Source organism: Baekduia sp. (assembly GCF_035318805.1).
Lineage (GTDB): Bacteria > Actinomycetota > Thermoleophilia > Solirubrobacterales > Solirubrobacteraceae > Baekduia.
The window spans coordinates 41,196-57,928 of record NZ_DATHDY010000042.1 but is presented as its reverse complement, the minus strand read 5'-3'; the positions used below and the strand labels follow the sequence as shown (position 1 = coordinate 57,928).

Here is a 16,733-nt window from a genome sequence, read left to right as displayed (position 1 = left end):
GGGTCGCTAACCGCCGCGGGTTTCGCCCCCTGGGCGAAGACCCGCAAGGGAACCTGGCCCTCTGGGCCAGTGTTCCCCTAGGCCGCCGGTCGGAACTCCGAGGCGGGCGCGCCGGCTTCGGGCCACGGCCCGCTGCGGGCCGTCTCGACGGCGGCCTCGAGCTCGGCGGCCACGCGCTCCTCGACGGCGTCGACGTCCGCCGCGGCAACGCCGAAGCGCTCGGCCAGGATGGCGCGGGAGACCAGCAGCGGATCGCGCTGCCTCCACTCGTCGAGCTCGCCGTCCTTGCGGTACCGGCCCGGGTCGCTGCGCGAGTGGCCGACGAAGCGGTAGGTGAGGGACTCGATGAACTGCGGCCCGCCGCCGGCGCGGGCGCGGGCGACGGCCTCGACCGCCGCGGCGTGGACGGCGGTCACGTCCATGCCGTCGACGACCGCCGTCGGGATCTCCATCGTGCGCGGCCGATCGGCCAGCGTGCCGGCCATGGCCTCCTCGTAGGGCGTGAACTCGGCGTAGCGGTTGTTCTCGCAGACGAAGACGACCGGCAGCGACAGCACCTTGGCGAAGTTCAGCGACTCGTGGAAGTACCCCTGGTTGCTCGTGCCCTCGCCGAAGAACGCCACGGCGACGTTGCCGGTGCGCCGCAGCGCGAGCGCGGCGCCGGTCGCCGCGGCGATGCTCCCGCCGATGATGCCGAAGCACCCGATGAGCCCGTGCTCGACGTCGATGACGTTCATGGACCCCGCCCGGCCGCCGCATACGCCCGTGGTGCGCCCGAGCATCTCGGCCATGAGCGCGCTCGGGTCGACGCCGATGGCGAGCGCGTGCCCGTGGCCGCGGTAGGTGCCGGCGATCCGGTCGCCGTCCTTCAGCGCGCGGCACACGGCGGTCGCCCCGGCCTCCTGGCCGGAGTACAGGTGCGTCGTCCCGTGGACCTCGCCCTTGGTGAACAGCCGCTGGACGGCGTCTTCGAACCCGCGGATCAGCACCATGCGCGCGTGCAGCTCCAGGAGCGCGTCGCGGTCCAGCAGGTCCGCCGGCGGGGGCGCGTCCGGCCCCTGTCGGTGCTTGGTGCTCGTCGCCATCTGGCGCCTCCTCGGTCGGCGGGTCCTCGCGGTGGCCAGCGGGGACGGGTGTGAGACCACAATAAACGTTTGCCGTCGATTCAGGCAAATTTGCGCTGTAGCGCCGAGTTCCGTAACGTATAACCACACAGTTGCTCGGCCGCCCCGGCCGTTGCGTTCGTCTACACCTCACAGCGAGAGCACTATGTCCCTGCTGGCCTCGGCCACCGACGTCCTCATGCCGCGCCTCTCGGACTCCATGGAGGAGGGAACCATCGTGCGTTGGCTCGTCGACGACGGCGCGACCGTCGTCGCAGGCCAGGAGATCGTGGAGATCGAGACCGACAAGGCGACGATGGTCCACGAGGCCGAGGCCGCCGGCGTGCTCGTCGTCGTCGCGCAGGAGGGCGACACCGTCGCGCTCGGCGAGCCCATCGCCCGCCTGGCGCCGATCGGTGGCTCCAACGGAGCTGCTCCGGCGTCCGGCGCGCGCACGCCCGCATCGCCGGTGGCGCGCCGCATCGCCCGCGAGCGCGGGGTGGACCTCGCCGCCGTCACGGGATCGGGCCGCGGCGGCCGCATCACGCGCGCCGACGTCGAGGCCGCGGTCGCGCCGCCGGCGCCGGAGCCCGTCGCGCCGCCTGCGCCACCGGCCGCCTCAGCGGCGGCGCCGCCCGCGGCCGCCACCGCCGCCCCGAGCCAGGCCGCCCGCGCGCCGAAGGGCGCGACCGAGCTCTTCGAGCTCAGCCGCATGCAGAAGACCATCGCCCGCCGCATGGCCGAGGCGAAGGCGACCGTCCCGGAGTTCACGCTGTCGCGCACCGTCGCGATGGACGCGGCCGTGACGCTGCGCACGATGGTCGGCGACGCGCCGCTGCCGTCCTACAACGACATGGTCGTGAGGGCCTGCGGGCTGGCGCTGCGCGCCGTGCCGCGAGCCAACGGCACCTACCGCGACGAGCGCTTCGAGCTCCATGAGCGCGTCAACGTCGGGATCGCGGTCGCAGCCGACGACGCACTGCTGGTGCCGACGATCTTCGACGCCGACATCCGGTCGCTCGGCTCGATCGCACGCACCGCGCGCAGGCTGGCCGCCCGCTGCCGCGACGGCGTCGTCACGGCAGCCGAGCTGGCGGGCGGGACGTTCGCCGTCTCGAACCTCGGCATGCTCGGCGTCGACCGCTTCACGGCGGTGATCAATCCGCCGCACGCGGCGATCCTGGCGGTCGGCGCGCTGCGCTCGCAGGCGGTCGTGCGCGACGGCGAGCTGGCGGTCGGCCAGACGATGGAGCTCACGCTCACCTGCGACCACCGGATCCTCTACGGCGCGCAGGCGGCAGAGCTCCTGGGCCTCATCGCCGGACACCTCGAGTCCCCCGCGTCCCTGCTCCTCTGACCCCGTCCCTGCCCGGAGAACCGCTCATGCCCGACCTCGAATTCCGTACCGCGATCCACGACGCGCTCGAAGCAGAGCTCGCCGCCGACGAGGACGTGGTCTTCTTCGGCGAGGACGTCGCCCTGCCCGGCGGCGTGTTCGCGGTGACGCCCGGCCTCGCCGAGCGCTTCGGCGCCGAGCGGGTCTTCGACACGCCGATCTCCGAGCTCGCGCTGAGCGGCGCGGCGTTCGGCAGCGCCGTCTGCGGTCTGCGCCCGGTGGTCGAGATCATGTTCGGCGACTTCTTGGCGCTGGCGATGGACAGCCTCGTCAACCAATCGGCGAAGTACTGGTTCCTGTCCAACGAGCAGGCATCGGTCCCGCTGGTCATCCGGTCGGCGGTCGGCGGCCGCGGGCGCTTCGGGGCCATCCACTCGCAGATGCCGATCACGTGGTTCCTCAACGTGCCCGGCCTGAAGATCGTCTGTCCGGCGACGCCCGCCGACGCCAAGCTGCTGCTGCGCGCCGCCATCCGCGACGACAACCCCGTGCTGTTCCTCGAGCACAAGCGGTTGTACTCCATCAAGGGCCCGGCGCCCGCCGCCGGTGAGCAGGCGCGGATCGGCGAGGCGCGGGTGGTCCGCGCCGGATCGGACCTGACGATCGTCACCGCCATGCGGGGCGTCCACGATGCCCTCGACGCGGCCGAGACGCTCGCGGGCAGCGGGGTCGACGCCGAGGTGATCGACCTCCGGACGCTCCGGCCGTGGGACCGTGCGACGGTCTTGGAGTCCGTGCGGCGGACGAACCGCGTCCTGGTCGTCGAGGAGGGACCCGAGACCGGCGGATGGGCCGGCGAGATCCTCGCCGCCATCGCCCACGAGGCGCTCGACGACCTCGACGACGCCTGGCGCCTGACCACCCCGGACGTCCCGATCCCGTACAGCCCGCCGCTCGAGGACGCGCACTACCCCGGACCCGAGCAGATCGTTGCGTCGGTGCTCGAGCGCCTGGCGGTCGCCTGAGCCGGCACGGACCGCCGGCTCATCCCGTTGGGATGATGCCGCGCCCCAGGCGATCGACGACGATGCGGGCATCGGTCCTCGGACTCGCATGGCCATGCACGCCTCCACGACATCCGGCTCGCGTCACGATCCCCGACCGGGAGTGCCATGACGACGCTGCCTGGCGGGGACCCCTCGTCCGCGCTGCGGCGGACGGTCTTCTTCGCGGCCGGTCTCGGCGCCGCGGCGGTCCGCGCATCCCGGGTTCCGGCCGGCGTGGCGGTCGAGCTGGGCCGCGCCGTGGAGCTGCGCAGCCGCCGCCTGGTCGGCGACGCGGCCGGCCAAGCCGGCCTCGCGGCCCTGGACGCCGTGCTCGCGTCGCGGTTCACCGACGAGGCCGTCGAGCGCGTGCTGCGCAGCCCCGCCGCCGGACGGGCGGTCGTCGGCGCGCTCGGCGCCCCGTTGGCCGAGCAGGCGCTGACGAGCGCGCTGAGCGGTCCCCTGGTCGACGCCCTCGCTCGCGACGTGGCGCGCTACGCCGTGGTGGAGCGGGTGAGCGGCGAGATCCTCGCCGGCGAGGCCCTCGACCACCTGACCGCCACGCTCCTCGAAGGGGATGCGCTGGAGAAGCTGTTCGAGCGGATCGAGGCCGCCGGCGTTCCGGAGCGGCTGGTGGAGCGCGTGCTCGTCGACGGCGTCGCCGAGCAGGTCGTCGCGCGCGTGCTCGAGGGGCCCGAGCTCGAGCGGCTCGTCGACGTCGCGCTCAGCAGCGATCGGGTCCAGGGCGCGTTCGGCGCCGCCCTGGAGAGCGAAGGGGCCGAGCGCCTAGTCACCCGCGCGATGGACAGCCCGGGCGCGGAGCGGCTCGTGGGCCGCGCGCTCAAGAGCCCGGGGATGGAACGGCTCGTGATGGGGGTCGTGGACAGTCCCGCGACCGAGCGCCTCGTGACCGGCGTGATCGAGAGCCGGCTGCTCGACCAGGCGGTCTCACGCCTGCTCGAGAGCGAGGAGCTGTGGCTGATGGTCGAGGAGATCGCCCGCAGCCCCGCCGTGACCGAGGCGATCACCCAGCAGAGCGTCGGCTTCGCGGGTCAGGTCGGCGACGAGGTCCGCACGCGGTCGGGCAACGCCGACGCCTGGCTGGAACGCGCGGCACGCCGTGTCCGCCACCCGCGTCGCTACGGCGAGGGCGCCCCCGGGCCGAGTCACGACCCGGCGGCGCCATGACCGCCACGCACGGGCCCGGCGAGGACCACGCCGCGCGGGCGGCACGCGCTCAGCTGGCGGCCGCGCTGCGCGCGCGGGCCGACACCGCCGCGCGCAGCACCGTCACGCCGGCCGAGGCGGAGCGCGCCGGCACCTACGCCGGCCTGGTGACCCGCACCGTCGCCTACGTCCTCGACGCGGCGGTCATCAACCTGGTGGCGTTCGTGGTCGGCGCTGCCGCCGCGCTCGCGCTGTCGATCTTCGACCTGTCCAACGCCCTCCAGACCGCCGTCACGGCGACCCTCGCCGCGGTGTACGTGCTGTGGGCCATCGCCTACTTCGCGGCGTTCTGGTCCACGACCGGCCAGACCCCCGGCGCTCGCGTCATGCGCATCCGCGTGGTCGACGCGCACGGCGGGCGGGGGCTGAAGCCGCGGCGCGCGCTCGTGCGCGTCGCCGGCCTCGTGCTCGCCACGATCCCGCTGTTCGCCGGGTTCCTCATGATGCTCTGGGACCGTCGGCGCCGCTGCCTTCAGGACCGCCTGGCCCGGACCGTCGTGGTCCATGCCCCGCCGCAGGTCCGCCTCGTGCGCCGCCACGTGACGCCGGACCGCCACGCCGGCGCCGGCTGAGCGGTCAGGTCGGGGCCGCGACCGCCGCAGCGCCATCGTCGGCCGGCGCGACGTCGGCCGCGGCGCGTGCGCGGGCGAGGTCGGCGGAGATGCGCGTGATCGCCGACGTCAGCGGCCCCGCGAGGACCAGGCCGGCGGCGCCGAACAGGCAGCCGCCGGCGATCGTGACGACCAGCACGGCCAGCGGGTGGATCCCGAGCGCGGTGCCGTAGGCGATCGGTTGGACGAGCTGCTGCAGGATGCCGTTGGCCAGCAGCTGGAGGATCACCATCCCGATGGCGGCGTCGGTGCCGGCGCCGCCGAGTGCGACGAGGACGGCGAAGGCCCCGGCGGCCCACGCGCCGAGGTACGGGATGTAGGCGCCGAGGAACGTGACCGCCGCGATCGTGCCGGCCAGCGGGACGCCGAGCAGCAGCGCGCCCGCGCCGACGACGACGGCGTTGAACGCCGCCACCAGCGTGACGCCGAAGAAGTAGCCGCGCAGCGACTGCAGCACGCGGTGCGACACCGAGTGCGCGACGGGTGCCGGGACGGTGCTGTGGCGCTCGACCCACCCGCGGATCTCCGGGCCGTCCTTGAGCAGGAAGAACAGCGACAGCGCGGTGAACGAGAGGAACACGACCAGCGACGACAGCTGCTTGATGCCGCCCGTGACGCCGTGCAGCAGCGCGGGCACGGCCGCCTGCACGGCCGAGCCGAGGTCCTGCTTGGCGTTGTCGGCCTCGCTCGAGCCGACGCCGAGGTCCTTCAGCCACCCGGCGATCGTGTCCTGCGCGCTCTTGAGGTGGCCGCCGAGGTCCGAGCTCTGGCCGATGATCCCGCCGACGACCACGATCGACACCACGACCGCCAACGCGATCAGGCCCAGCAGGATGAGCGCGGCGCCGAGGCCGCGCGGGACGCGATGGCGCTGAAGGCCGCTGACCAGTGGCGAGGCCACGGCCGCGACGACGCCCGCGGTGATGAGCGGCATGACGATCGTCTGGGTCAGCGCCATCAGCCACACGCCGCCGGCCAGCAGCAACGTCACGCCGACCAGCAGCCACGCCGTGAAGCCGAGGTCGCGCAGCCAGGCCGGCGTCCTGAGCACGCCGGTGAGCTGCGCGGGGTCGATCTCGACGACCTCGTCGTCGTCGGCGCGGCGGGCGTGATCGCCGTCGCCGTCGGGATGCTCGTGGTGCCGGAGCCGGCCGCGGATCATGGGGCGAGCGTGCCAGCGGGAGGCGCGTGCGTCGTCATCCCCTTGGGGTGACGGCACGGCGGCACGGACCGCTCCGCCGGCGAGTCATCTGAACCGGGTGATGCCGCCCGCGAGGCGCGCGCGCAGAGTTGGCTCGTGCATCGCACCGTCGCCCGCACGCGGCGTCTGACCGCCGACGCCGTCGAGCTCTACTGGGGCACCGGCCTCTGCGACGACGTCCCGGCGCTGTCGTGGTTCCTCGCCGTCGCCCTGGTCCCGCTCGCGCTCGGGATGACCGCGCTCGCCTCGATCGCCCTGGGCGACTACGCGCAGGCGCAGGCGGTGGCCGAGCGCGCCGCGGGTGTCCTGCCGCCGGACGTGCGCGATCAGCTCGTCCAGCTGATCCTGCGCACGGAGAGCGACTCGGGGTGGCTCCTCGCGGCGTCGGTCGCGGGCATGGTCTGGACGAGCTCCGGCGCCGTCGGGGTGATCGAGCGCGTGATGTCGCGGCTGCTGCAGCGGGAGCGGTTCGGACCGCTGACGGGCAAGGCACGCCATCTCGGGCTGGCCGGCGCGGTCGTCGTGACGATCGTGCTGATGGCGCTGGCCGCCTCGAAGGTCACCGGCCTGCGGGTCCGGCTCGGCCTGGACGGCGCCGGCGCTCAGGTGCTGGTGACCGCCGGGGCGACGCTCGCGAGCGCCGTCGTCTGCGCTGGGCTCTACCGGTTCAGCCCGCGCGACGGCATCCCGTGGCGGGCCGCCATGACGGGTGCGCTGCCCGCCGCGGTGGCGCTCCAGCTGATCCCCACCGCCGTGGCGTTCTACCTGCGGCTCGTCGCGGGCCGGACGCCGGTGCAGGTGTTCCTGGTGCTGGCCGGCGTGCTGTTCACGTGCTATGTCGCCGCGCTGGTGCTCCTGCTCGGCTCAGCGGTCGCGGCCCGCACCTCGTCGCAGGCGGGTGACGTGGTCGGCAGTCGTCGCGTGAGCCGGAGCGAGAGCAGCGCGGTGAGTGCGACGGCGCCGAGCGACAGCCGCAGCGCTTCGAGCTGCGCGTCGCTGTAGCCGGTGGCGACGGCGTGGGCCTGCGGGAGGGCCGCCCATCGTAGGATCGCTGCCGTGGCCGATCCCGCACGCACGCTCACGCTCCTGCACAACCCGCACTGCCCGACGTCGGTGCACGCCCTGGACACCCTCGAAGCCGCCGGACACGACGTGCAGGTGCGCAAGTACCTGCTCGTCAAGGAGCGCTTGAACGAGGAGGAGCTGCGCTCGCTCGCGCAGCGCCTGCAGGGCGATCCGCCGGACGCCCTCATCCGGCGCGACAAGCGGTACGAGACCCTCGGGCTGCACGCCGGCGGCCTCGGGATCGACCAGGTGGTGGCGATCCTCGCCGAGCACCCGGCGCTGCTGCAGCGTCCGATCCTCGACGACGGCGCCGCCGCGATGATCGGGCGCCCCCGCACCCGTGCGGCCGCCTGGGCGGCGGCCGGGCGCGTCGTCGACTCCTAACACACACCTTCCTCAGGAGCGCTCCTGCGCGCGGCCGAACGTGGCCGCAGCGTTCGCGTGGAGCTCTTGGAGTTGCGCCGGGCTGGGGCACCAGGTCGACTCGAAGCCGGCGGTGTCCCAGCCGGCGAGGCGAGCACCGGCCTCGTAGGCGCTCTGGAGGAACGCCAGCAGCGTCGTCCTGGGGTCCGGGGCCGTGCGCACCGTCTCGTAGGGGAGGATCGCCAGCGAGCCGGAGCCGAACTCGATCCACTCGCCCACCGGCAGCGGCTGGTCGCGCAGGCCGTCGGGCTCCGGAGCGGTGTAGGAGTAGTAGGCGGCGTCGCCGACGTTGTCGTCGCCGGCCCAGAACCCGAACGAGATGACCTCGCGCGAGTAGGCCTCCTGCGTGACGGCGTCGGCGTCCAGCGGCGCGCCCGGCCGGCCCGAGAAGCGGCTGACCGCGAGGTCGAGGCTGTGCCAGAACAGGTGCACGGGGCTCGTCTTGCCGTTGAACCAGCCGCTGAACTCCTCGAACACCGCGTCTGACCAGTCGAGGACCCGGCCGAAGCGCGCGATCGCGTCGCGATCCCAGGCCGCGTGCTCGGTGTCCCGAGGAAACGGCGTCGTCATCGGGACGCCGAACGGCTCCTCCCTGATCTCGACGTCGATGCCGAGCTCGGCGAGCATCGCGTGGAGGCGGGCATCGAAGTCGGCGACGGCCAAGCCGGCGGAGAGCGGGAAGGACTCCGTACGCCCGTCGGCCGTCCGCACGACCACCGTGTGATCGACGAAGTCGATGGTGATCTCGAACGTCGTGCCGCCGTGGTGCAGGCGCCGCGTCGTGAGCCCGCGGACGTCGACGTACAGCGGGACGTTCCACCAGTGGTTGCGCGGCGCCGTGGTCGCCAGCCGGATCTTGCCGACGATCTGGCAGTAGAGGTGCAGCGTGTCCTTCGTTGGCCGCCAGTCGGCCAGGTGCAGCTCCGGCAGCGTCATGGTCCCGAGAGTACTCCGCCGACCTCTACGGCACCCCTAGCGGATGGCTGATCGTCGTCGAGCGCAGGACGATGCGCGTCTCGGTCAGCGAGGCGCCTCCGTTGCGCCGGATGGCCCGGACGGTCTGGTCCAGGTCGTCGGCGTCGTGGCAGGCCACGCGCACGTGGTAGTCGAAGCGGCCGGTCACGAACGCGAGCTCCTGGGTCGCGGGCAGCGACGCGACGAACGCCTCGAAGGTCTCGGGCGACGTCTTCGGCAGCAGGCTGACGTCGATGAACGCATCGAGCGCGCGGCCGACCTTCGCCAGGGCCACGGTGGTCGTGAAGCCGGTGATGACGCCGGCGGCCTGCAGGCGACGCACGCGAGCGGCCGCTCCGTGCGGGCTCAGGCCCACCTCGGCGCCCAGGTCGGCGAACGACATCCGGCCGTTCTCCTGCAGGCTGTTGATGATTCGAGTGTCGGTGTGGTCAACGGCTGTGGTTTCCACGGGAATACGTCCGATCTCTTGCAGGTACAGCACGCGCGTCGCATCATGGCAGCCGCCTGCGAACAACCCCTAGGAGCTCCGTGATGAAGGTCGGCGTGCCCACCGAGATCAAGACCGATGAGTATCGGGTGGCGATCACGCCTGCGGGTGTGCGTGAGCTGGTCGATCGTGGTCATGAGGTGTTGATCCAGCGGGGGGCGGGGGAGGGGTCGGCGATCCCCGATGGCGAGTACGTCGAGCAGGGCGCCCGGATCGTCGCGGATGCGGCGGCGGTGTTTGCGGGCGGCGACTTGATCGTCAAGGTCAAGGAGCCTCAGCCCGGGGAGGTCGCGATGCTCGAGCCGCGTCACATCCTGTTTACGTATTTGCATCTGGCGCCGGATGCCGAGTTGACGCGTGGGTTGATGGCGTCCGGGGCGACGTGCATCGCCTATGAGACGGTGACCGACGCCGGGGGGCGGTTGCCGTTGTTGGCGCCGATGAGTGAGGTGGCGGGCAAGATCGCCACGCAGGCCGGGGCGTTCATGTTGGAGAAGCCGTTGGGTGGGCGTGGGTTGTTGTTGGGTGGTGTGCCGGGGGTGGCGGCGGGCAAGGTGATGGTCATCGGTGGTGGTGTGGTGGGGTTGACGGCGGCGGAGATCGCGATCGGGATGGGTGCCGAGACCTATGTCTATGACCGCTCGATCGACCGGCTCCGCGACGTCGACTTCCTGCTCAACAACCGTTGCTCGACGGTGTTCTCTACGACGTTGAGCATCGAGCGGATGCTGCCCGAGGTCGATCTGGTCATCGGCGCGGTGCTGGTCCATGGCGCGAGGGCGCCGCACGTGATCACGCGGGCGCAGTTGGGGTTGATGAAGGAGCATGCGGTGCTGGTCGATGTCTCGATCGACCAGGGCGGCTGCTTTGAGACGTCGCGCCCGACGACGCACAGCGATCCGACCTACGAGGTCGACGGCGTCACGCACTACTGCGTGGCCAACATGCCCGGCGCGGTCCCGATCACCTCGACCTTCGCGCTGACCAACGCCACCATGCCCTACGTCGTCAAGCTCGCCGACGAAGGGGTGCACACGGCGCTGGCGTCCGACGCCGGCTTCTCGGCGGGCCTCAACGTCGCCGCCGGCAAGGTCACCTACGCACCGGTCGCCCGCGACCAGGGCATCGAGTTCACCGCTGCCGCGGAGGCGCTGGGGCGCGTTCCGGCCATGGTCTGATCGGCCTCGACGAGGCCGGCCCCCTCGTGGTCTGCGACGGCTCGGAGTAGCCTCAACCCATGAGCCCGATCCCCGGCGAGCCGCTCAACCCCAAGCCCGCGGAGCTGACGACGAGCGATGGCCGCAAGTTCAAGCTGAAGATCCCCGGCCTCCCGCCGCCGGTGAAGCCCGGGACCACCGAGGAGCGGGGCAGCGCCGAGCCGCCACGGGACGATCCGCGGCCGCCCATCAACCCGAACCACGCCGGCCTCTGACGTCGGCGCACCGGCACCCCTAGGTCAGTGCTCGGCTATCGGGCGCCCCACCGTGAGCGCGCCTCGCAGCTGCGGGTCGAGTTCGGCGAAGCGTGCGTCGGGCTGGGCGCCGAGGCCGTCGAGCATCTTGCTGAAGAACGCGCGGGACGACGCGGCCGCGACCACGTCGAAGATCTCGGTGTCGGAGAGCCCGAGGGAGCGCAGCCGGTCGACGTCGGCCTGGGTCACGGCGCTGGCGTCGTGGGCGACCTTGTCGGCGAGGTCCATCACGGCGACGTCGACGGGGTCCAGGCCGGCGGCGCGATGGTCGGCGACGATCGCCTCGAGCGTGTCGGGCTCCAGGAACTCGTCGACCAGGATGGACCCGTGGGCGAGCGTGCAGTAGCTCGACCGCAGCCGGCGGGCCGCGGCGAACGTCGCCAGCTCATAGCGGCGCAGGTCCATGCCCGCCCTGATCTCGCCGTTGAGCCGGCGCCACGCCGCATAGACCGCCGGGCGCAGTGAGAACGCCTTGGTCAGGTTCGGCAGGTGGCCGAACGACGCGCGGTCGGCGTCGTACATCTCCGCCACCGCGCCTGATGCCTCGCCTGCACCGATGGTCTGGACAAACGTCATGGCGGCGCTCCGTGGGTGGGTCGTTCGGGTCGGCAGCGATGACTTCTGGGTCGCTGCCCGGTCTGGAGAGGATGACCGACATCGCAGACACGACCCAGATCACCGAGGTCGGCGCCGTGTTCGTCCCCGTGGCCGACCACGAGCGGGCGCTCGAGTTCTACGTCGGCACGCTCGGGTTCGAGAAGCGCGTCGACTTCTCCTACGGTGGCGGCATCCGCTGGATCGAGGTGGCCCCGCCGGGCGCCGCGAACACGATCGCGCTGGTCGCGCCGAGCGAGGGAGAGCGTGCCGGCGGCGACGCGGCGCTCTGCGCGTTCGCGACGCAGGACATCGAGGCCGACCACGCGACCCTCCGCGCTCGCGGCGTCGACGTGGACGCGACGGTCGCGCGCGCGGGGACGCCCAGGACGGGGCTCGTTTCGCTCGACGTCACCGTGCCGGACCCGGTGCCGTCGCAGTTCTTCTTCCGCGACCCCGACGGCAACCGCTTCCTGATCGTCCAACCTGGCTGACCGCGCGCGGGGCGACCGGGACGCGGGTCGTGGAGAATCGAGGCCATCGCCCACGGCACCGACGTCACGGAACCGCCTGTGCCCTCCGAGCCCGGAGCGCTGCGCCGCGCGCTGGGGCCGCTCTCGGAGTTCCTGCACGACGAGGCGGCCGGGGGTGTCGTCCTGCTGGTGGCGACGGTCGCCGCGCTGGTGTGGGCCAACGCCGCCGGCGACGGCTACGAGGCCGCCTGGCATCACGAGCTGCGGATCGGGATCGGCGACGCGGCTCTGGCGCTCGACCTGCGCCACTGGGTCGACGACGCGCTGATGGCGGTGTTCTTCTTCGTCGTCGGCCTCGAGATCAAGCGCGAGCTGGTCTCCGGCGAGCTGCAGGACCGCCGCGCCGCGGCGCTGCCCGTCCTGGCCGCGCTCGGCGGGGTCGCGCTGCCGGCCGCCATCTTCGCCGTGACGATGCGCGGCACGGCGGAGTCCGCGGGCTGGGCGGTCCCCGCGGCGACCGACATCGCGTTTGCCGTCGGCGTGATGGCGCTGCTCGGCGACCGGGTGCCCTCGGGGCTCAAGCTCTTCCTGCTGACGATCGCCATCGTCGACGACATCGCCGCGATCGTGCTCATCGCGGCGTTCTACTCGGCGGGCCTCGCGCTGTCCTGGCTGGTCCTCGCCGTCGCCGGGCTCGGCCTCGTCGTCGTGCTGCAGCGCCTCGGCGTCGCGCGCATGTGGCCCTACGCCGCGGTCGGGATCGTGGTCTGGGTGGCGACCCACGAGTCGGGCGTCCACGCCACGATCGCCGGCGTCGCGCTCGGCCTGCTGACCCCCGCCCGCCCGATCGGCGGCCGGCGCGTGCTCGAGCAGCTCGAGCAGCGCCTGCACCCGATCAGCGCGTTCGCCATCGTGCCGCTCTTCGCGCTGGCCAACGCCGGCGTGGACTTCGGCGGCGGCGTGCTCGGCGACGCGGTGCACAGCCGCCTGGCGTGGGCGATCGGCGTGAGCCTGGTGGTCGGCAAGGCGCTCGGGATCTCGGCGGCGACCTTCGCCGGCGTCCGGCTGGGCTGGGGCACGCTGCCGGCCGGCGTGCGGCCGGTGCAGGTCGCGGGCGTGGCCGCGCTCGGCGGCATCGGCTTCACGGTCTCGCTGTTCATCACGCAGCTGGCCTACGAGGCCCCGCTGACCATCACGATGGCGAAGGTCGGCATCTTCGCGGGGTCGCTGGTCAGCGGGGTGCTGGGCGCCGCGATCCTGGCACGAGGGCGATGAGCGGGTACCGCCACGACTGGCTGCCGCACGCCGACTGGGTCGAGCTCGACGGCGTCGGCCACGGCCCGCAGCTCGACGTCCCGGTCGAGGCGGCGCAGTTGATCCTCGGGTTCACGGCCCGCTGACGCCCCCGGCACGCTGGTCGGCGGGGGTACGCTCCAACTCGATGCGCGCGCATCCGCTGTCGCTGCTGCTGCGACCGACGCCTCCATCCCTGGCGCTGGCGTTCGTGGCCGGGTCCGGGCTCATCGTGGCGGAGACGCTCGTGGTGTCCGCGCTGCACCACGTCGTGCCCGAGATCTCCCTGGGCGTCGTCTTCCTCGTCGGCGTGATCGTGGTGTCGACCGTCTGGGGCCTGGCCGCCGGTGTCGTCATGTCGGTGGCGAGCGTTGTCGCGTTCGACGTCTTCCACATCGCGCCCCACGGGAGCCTCGGTCTCGACCGAACCGAGCAGTTGGTCTCGCTCGTGATCCTGCTGGCCGTGGCGCTGCTGCTGACCGCGGTCGCCGAGCTCGCCCGGACGCGCGCCGTGGAGGCCCAGGAGCGGGCCGGGGAAGCCGACCTCGCCGCGGAGATGGCCCGGCTGCTGCTGCGCGAGCGCGACCTGCGCTCGGCCCTGACGGGGGCTTCGGAGCGACTGGCGCAGGAGCTCGGGCTGCGCGAGGCGACGATCGAGCTGGAGCCGGTCGACGGCGACGAGCACCATGTGGCGCTCGTCCTGCGCGACGGCGCCGCGCCCGTCGGCACGCTCCTGGTCCCGTCCGACGTGCCGCCGCGGACCGAGCAGCGCCTGCGCGAGCGGATCCTGCCGTCGCTGGAGGCGCTGCTGCGCGCCGCGCGCGAGCGCGAGGCCATGGCCAGCGCGCTGGTGCTGAGCCGCGACGAGCTCGGTCGGCTCGCAGAGGAGCAGGCGGCGCTGCGGCGCGTCGCGACGCTGGTGGGGCGGATGGGGTCGCCCACCGGCGTGTTCGAGGCGGTCACCCGCGAGGTCGGGCTGCTCTCGGGCGCCGACCTCGCTCGGATGGAGCGCTACGAATCCGACGGCACGGTGACCGGGGTCGCCGGTTGGAGCCGGCACGACCAGGAGCGGCTCGCCGTCGGCACGCGGTTGACGCTCGAGGGCGTGAGCATCGCCGCGCTGGTGCGACAGCGCGGCGGCCCGGTGCGGGTCGATAGCTTCGCCGGCGCCTCCGGGCCCATCGCAGAAGAGGCGCGATCATTGGGGATCCGTGCGTCGGTCGGCTGTCCGATCGTCGTCCGGGGACGCCTCTGGGGCGTCATCGCCGCATCCTCGCGGGGTCCGGTGCCGTTCCCGGCCGAGACCGAGTCGCAGATGGCGGAGTTCACCGAGCTCGCCGCGACCGCCATCGCCAACGCGGAGGGCCGGAGCGAGCTCGCCGCCTCGCGCGCCCGGGTGGTGGCGACCGCCGACGAGACGCGTCGCCGGATCGAGCGCGACCTGCACGACGGGGCCCAGCAGCGCCTCGTCCACACGATCGTCACGCTCAAGCTCGCCCGCGCCGCGCTCGGCGACGACGGCGGCCCGGCCGCGGAGCTGGTGGGGGAGGCGCTCGCCAACGCGGAGCGCGCGAACGACGAGGTGCGCGAGCTCGCCCACGGCATCCTCCCGTCGGCGCTCATGCGCGGCGGGCTGCGCGCCGGAACCCAGACGATCCTCTCGCGCATGCAGCTGCCCGTGTCCGTCGACATCACCGCTGAGCGGCTCCCGTCGTCGCTGGAGGCGACCGCCTACTTCATCGTCGCGGAGGCGACGACGAACACCGTCAAGCACTCCCGGGCCAGCCACGCCTGGGTCAAGGCCTTCGTCGACGACGGCATGCTGCACATCGACGTGCGCGACGACGGCATCGGCGGCGCGCGGCTCGCCGACAGCCCCGGGCTGCTCGGACTCCACGACCGCGCGGCCGCGATCGGCGGCGAGCTGCGCGTCGAGAGCCCCGAGGGCGGCGGCACCGTCGTCGCGGCGACGCTGCCGATCAGGTGACCCCGGCCGCCCGCGCCGGCTCGATGTTCTGGTTGAAGTGGAAGACGTTGTCGGGGTCGTACTGCGCCTTGATCTGCGCCAGGCGCTCGTAGTCGTCGCCGAACGCGGCGCGGACCCGGTCCTGTCCCTCGTCGCCGATGAAGTTGAGGTAGACGCCGCCGCTGCCGAAGGGCTTGAGGTCCGCCGAGATGCCGCGTGCCCACGCGAGGTACCGCTCGTCGTCGTCCGGGCTCTGCCACAGCGCGAACGGATGGGCGACCCACCTCGCCTCGCGCCGGGCCATGGGCGTGTCGCCGGGCGCGACGCGCGCGATCTGCCCGCCCCACGGGAACATGATGGACTGGCAGGCTCCTGGCACCGGCATGCGCTCGGAGTCGGCGGCGAACACCTCGATCGCCTCGTCGCTCAGCGCGTCCAGGTAGTCCGCCGTCCAGTAGTTCCGCAGCCCCGGCGGGTCGTCGATCATCCGCTGGAACTCGGTGTAGGGCATCGGACCAACGAGATCGACGGCCGGGTCCAGCGCCCGGAACCGGGCGGCATGCGGCTCGCCGCCGGCCGGGTCCTCACCGGCCCAGAACACCGCCGCGACGCAGCACAGCTGTCCCTGCAGCTCCGGTGGCACGAACTCCTCGGGCGGCCCGCTGACGTAGACGACCGCCAGCGCGAGCTCGTCAGGGCCCTCGGCCATGGACTCGCGCAGCACCTCCAGCACCTCGCGCCCGCGGTCGCCCGGCCACAGCATCAGGCCGGCCATCACGATCGGTCCGACCGGATGCACGCGGAACTCGAAGGCGGTCGCGACGCCGAAGTTGCCGCCGCCGCCGTGCAGCGCCCAGAACAGGTCGGGGTGCTCGCTGTCGCTGGCGCGCAGCTGCTCGCCGTCGGCCGTCACGAGCTCGACCGCGATCAGGTTGTCGCACGCCAGCCCGTGCTTGCGCTCCAGCCAGCCGGACCCGCCGCCGAGCGTGAAGCCGGCGACGCCGGTGGTCGACACGCGCCCGCCGGTCGTCGCGAGCCCGTGCTCCTGCGTGGCCTGGTCGAGCTCGGCCCAGGTGACGCCCGCGCCGCAGCGCACCGTCCGGCGCGCCGGGTCCACCGCGATCCCCTTCATGGGGCGGACGTCGACGACCAGCCCGTCGTCCACCGTCGACATGCCGGCCACGGAGTGGCCGCCGCTGCGCACCGCGGTCGGCAGGTCCCGCTCGCGCCCGAACCGCACCGCGGCCGTCACGTCCTCGGGGCTCGCGCACTGCGCGATCACCGCCGGCCGCCGGTCGATCATCGCGTTGAAGAGCGTCCGCGCCTCGTCGTAGCCCTCGTCGCGCGGCGCGATCACCCGACCCTGGAAGCTGTCCTTCAGCTCGTCGATTGCCGCATCGCGGACCGGACGGGTGCTCATGACGCCACCTCACTGGGCTCGAAGCAGGGTGCGACGAGCGTAGCC

Annotated in this window: 18 protein-coding genes; 12 read left to right on the top strand and 6 right to left on the bottom strand. The window is 73.2% G+C overall.

Annotated features, from left to right (window positions below):
- Positions 1–77: 77 nt before the first annotated feature.
- Positions 78–1,085 (bottom strand): thiamine pyrophosphate-dependent dehydrogenase E1 component subunit alpha, encoded by a 1,008-nt coding sequence (locus VK501_RS10035; protein ID WP_324337185.1) that lies wholly within the window; start codon positions 1,083–1,085, stop codon positions 78–80.
- Positions 1,086–1,269: 184 nt separating this feature from the next.
- On the opposite strand from VK501_RS10035, the gene VK501_RS10030 reads away from it, so the two are divergent.
- From VK501_RS10030 to VK501_RS10015, 4 genes are all read left to right on the top strand, one after another.
- Entirely contained in the window at positions 1,270–2,460 is a 1,191-nt protein-coding gene (locus tag VK501_RS10030) for a dihydrolipoamide acetyltransferase family protein (protein WP_324337183.1), read from the top strand.
- A gap of 26 nt (positions 2,461–2,486) precedes the next feature.
- On the top strand, positions 2,487–3,464 hold the full coding sequence (locus VK501_RS10025) for an alpha-ketoacid dehydrogenase subunit beta (protein ID WP_324337181.1): 978 nt from the start codon (positions 2,487–2,489) through the stop codon (positions 3,462–3,464).
- A 147-nt stretch (positions 3,465–3,611) separates the two neighbouring features.
- Positions 3,612–4,670 carry a hypothetical protein gene (locus VK501_RS10020; protein ID WP_324337179.1) on the top strand — a complete coding sequence of 353 codons (1,059 nt, stop codon included), beginning with the start codon at positions 3,612–3,614 and terminating at the stop codon, positions 4,668–4,670.
- Positions 4,667–5,281 (top strand): RDD family protein, encoded by a 615-nt coding sequence (locus VK501_RS10015; RefSeq protein ID WP_324337177.1) that lies wholly within the window; start codon positions 4,667–4,669, stop codon positions 5,279–5,281. The genes VK501_RS10020 and VK501_RS10015 overlap by 4 nt, the downstream gene beginning before the upstream one ends.
- Before the next feature lie 4 nt (positions 5,282–5,285).
- Here the strand turns inward: VK501_RS10015 and VK501_RS10010 are convergent, their stop codons facing one another.
- Entirely contained in the window at positions 5,286–6,482 is a 1,197-nt protein-coding gene (locus VK501_RS10010; RefSeq protein ID WP_324337175.1) for an AI-2E family transporter, read from the bottom strand.
- A 135-nt stretch (positions 6,483–6,617) separates the two neighbouring features.
- Between VK501_RS10010 and VK501_RS10005 the strand changes: the two genes are divergently transcribed.
- Both VK501_RS10005 and VK501_RS10000 read left to right on the top strand, forming a co-directional pair.
- Entirely contained in the window at positions 6,618–7,523 is a 906-nt protein-coding gene (locus tag VK501_RS10005; protein ID WP_324337172.1) for a YihY/virulence factor BrkB family protein, read from the top strand.
- Between the two features lie 54 nt (positions 7,524–7,577).
- Positions 7,578–7,970, top strand: a complete 393-nt coding sequence (locus VK501_RS10000) for an ArsC/Spx/MgsR family protein (RefSeq protein ID WP_324337170.1) — start codon at positions 7,578–7,580, stop codon at positions 7,968–7,970.
- A gap of 12 nt (positions 7,971–7,982) precedes the next feature.
- On the opposite strand, the gene VK501_RS09995 is transcribed toward VK501_RS10000, so the two are convergent.
- Positions 7,983–8,945: a DUF5996 family protein gene (locus VK501_RS09995; RefSeq protein WP_324337168.1), complete on the bottom strand. Its 963-nt coding sequence runs from the start codon at positions 8,943–8,945 to the stop codon at positions 7,983–7,985.
- Between the two features lie 25 nt (positions 8,946–8,970).
- Positions 8,971–9,432, bottom strand: a complete 462-nt coding sequence (locus VK501_RS09990) for an Lrp/AsnC family transcriptional regulator (RefSeq protein WP_324337166.1) — start codon at positions 9,430–9,432, stop codon at positions 8,971–8,973.
- Positions 9,433–9,515: 83 nt separating this feature from the next.
- On the opposite strand from VK501_RS09990, the gene ald reads away from it, so the two are divergent.
- Together ald and VK501_RS09980 are read left to right on the top strand one after the other, a co-directional pair.
- Positions 9,516–10,649 (top strand): alanine dehydrogenase, encoded by a 1,134-nt coding sequence (gene ald / locus VK501_RS09985; RefSeq protein ID WP_324337164.1) that lies wholly within the window; start codon positions 9,516–9,518, stop codon positions 10,647–10,649.
- Between the two features lie 59 nt (positions 10,650–10,708).
- Positions 10,709–10,903 carry a hypothetical protein gene (locus tag VK501_RS09980; protein ID WP_324337162.1) on the top strand — a complete coding sequence of 65 codons (195 nt, stop codon included), beginning with the start codon at positions 10,709–10,711 and terminating at the stop codon, positions 10,901–10,903.
- 24 nt (positions 10,904–10,927) lie between these two features.
- On the opposite strand, the gene VK501_RS09975 is transcribed toward VK501_RS09980, so the two are convergent.
- Positions 10,928–11,518 (bottom strand): hypothetical protein, encoded by a 591-nt coding sequence (locus VK501_RS09975; protein WP_324337160.1) that lies wholly within the window; start codon positions 11,516–11,518, stop codon positions 10,928–10,930.
- Positions 11,519–11,589: 71 nt separating this feature from the next.
- On the opposite strand from VK501_RS09975, the gene VK501_RS09970 reads away from it, so the two are divergent.
- The 4 genes from VK501_RS09970 (at position 11,590) to VK501_RS09955 (ending at position 15,289) form a co-directional block, all read left to right on the top strand.
- Positions 11,590–12,030, top strand: coding sequence for a VOC family protein (locus VK501_RS09970; RefSeq protein ID WP_324337158.1), 441 nt, complete (start codon positions 11,590–11,592; stop codon positions 12,028–12,030).
- Positions 12,031–12,108: 78 nt separating this feature from the next.
- Positions 12,109–13,284 carry a Na+/H+ antiporter NhaA gene (gene nhaA / locus VK501_RS09965; protein ID WP_324337156.1) on the top strand — a complete coding sequence of 392 codons (1,176 nt, stop codon included), beginning with the start codon at positions 12,109–12,111 and terminating at the stop codon, positions 13,282–13,284.
- Entirely contained in the window at positions 13,281–13,409 is a 129-nt protein-coding gene (locus VK501_RS09960; protein WP_324337154.1) for a hypothetical protein, read from the top strand. Before nhaA ends, VK501_RS09960 begins: the two co-directional genes overlap by 4 nt.
- Before the next feature lie 41 nt (positions 13,410–13,450).
- Entirely contained in the window at positions 13,451–15,289 is a 1,839-nt protein-coding gene (locus VK501_RS09955; RefSeq protein ID WP_324337152.1) for a GAF domain-containing sensor histidine kinase, read from the top strand.
- Here VK501_RS09955 and VK501_RS09950 read toward each other — a convergent pair.
- Positions 15,282–16,688 (bottom strand): FAD-binding oxidoreductase, encoded by a 1,407-nt coding sequence (locus VK501_RS09950; RefSeq protein WP_324337150.1) that lies wholly within the window; start codon positions 16,686–16,688, stop codon positions 15,282–15,284. The two genes, VK501_RS09955 and VK501_RS09950, sit on opposite strands and share 8 nt — an antisense overlap.
- Positions 16,689–16,733: the final 45 nt, after the last annotated feature.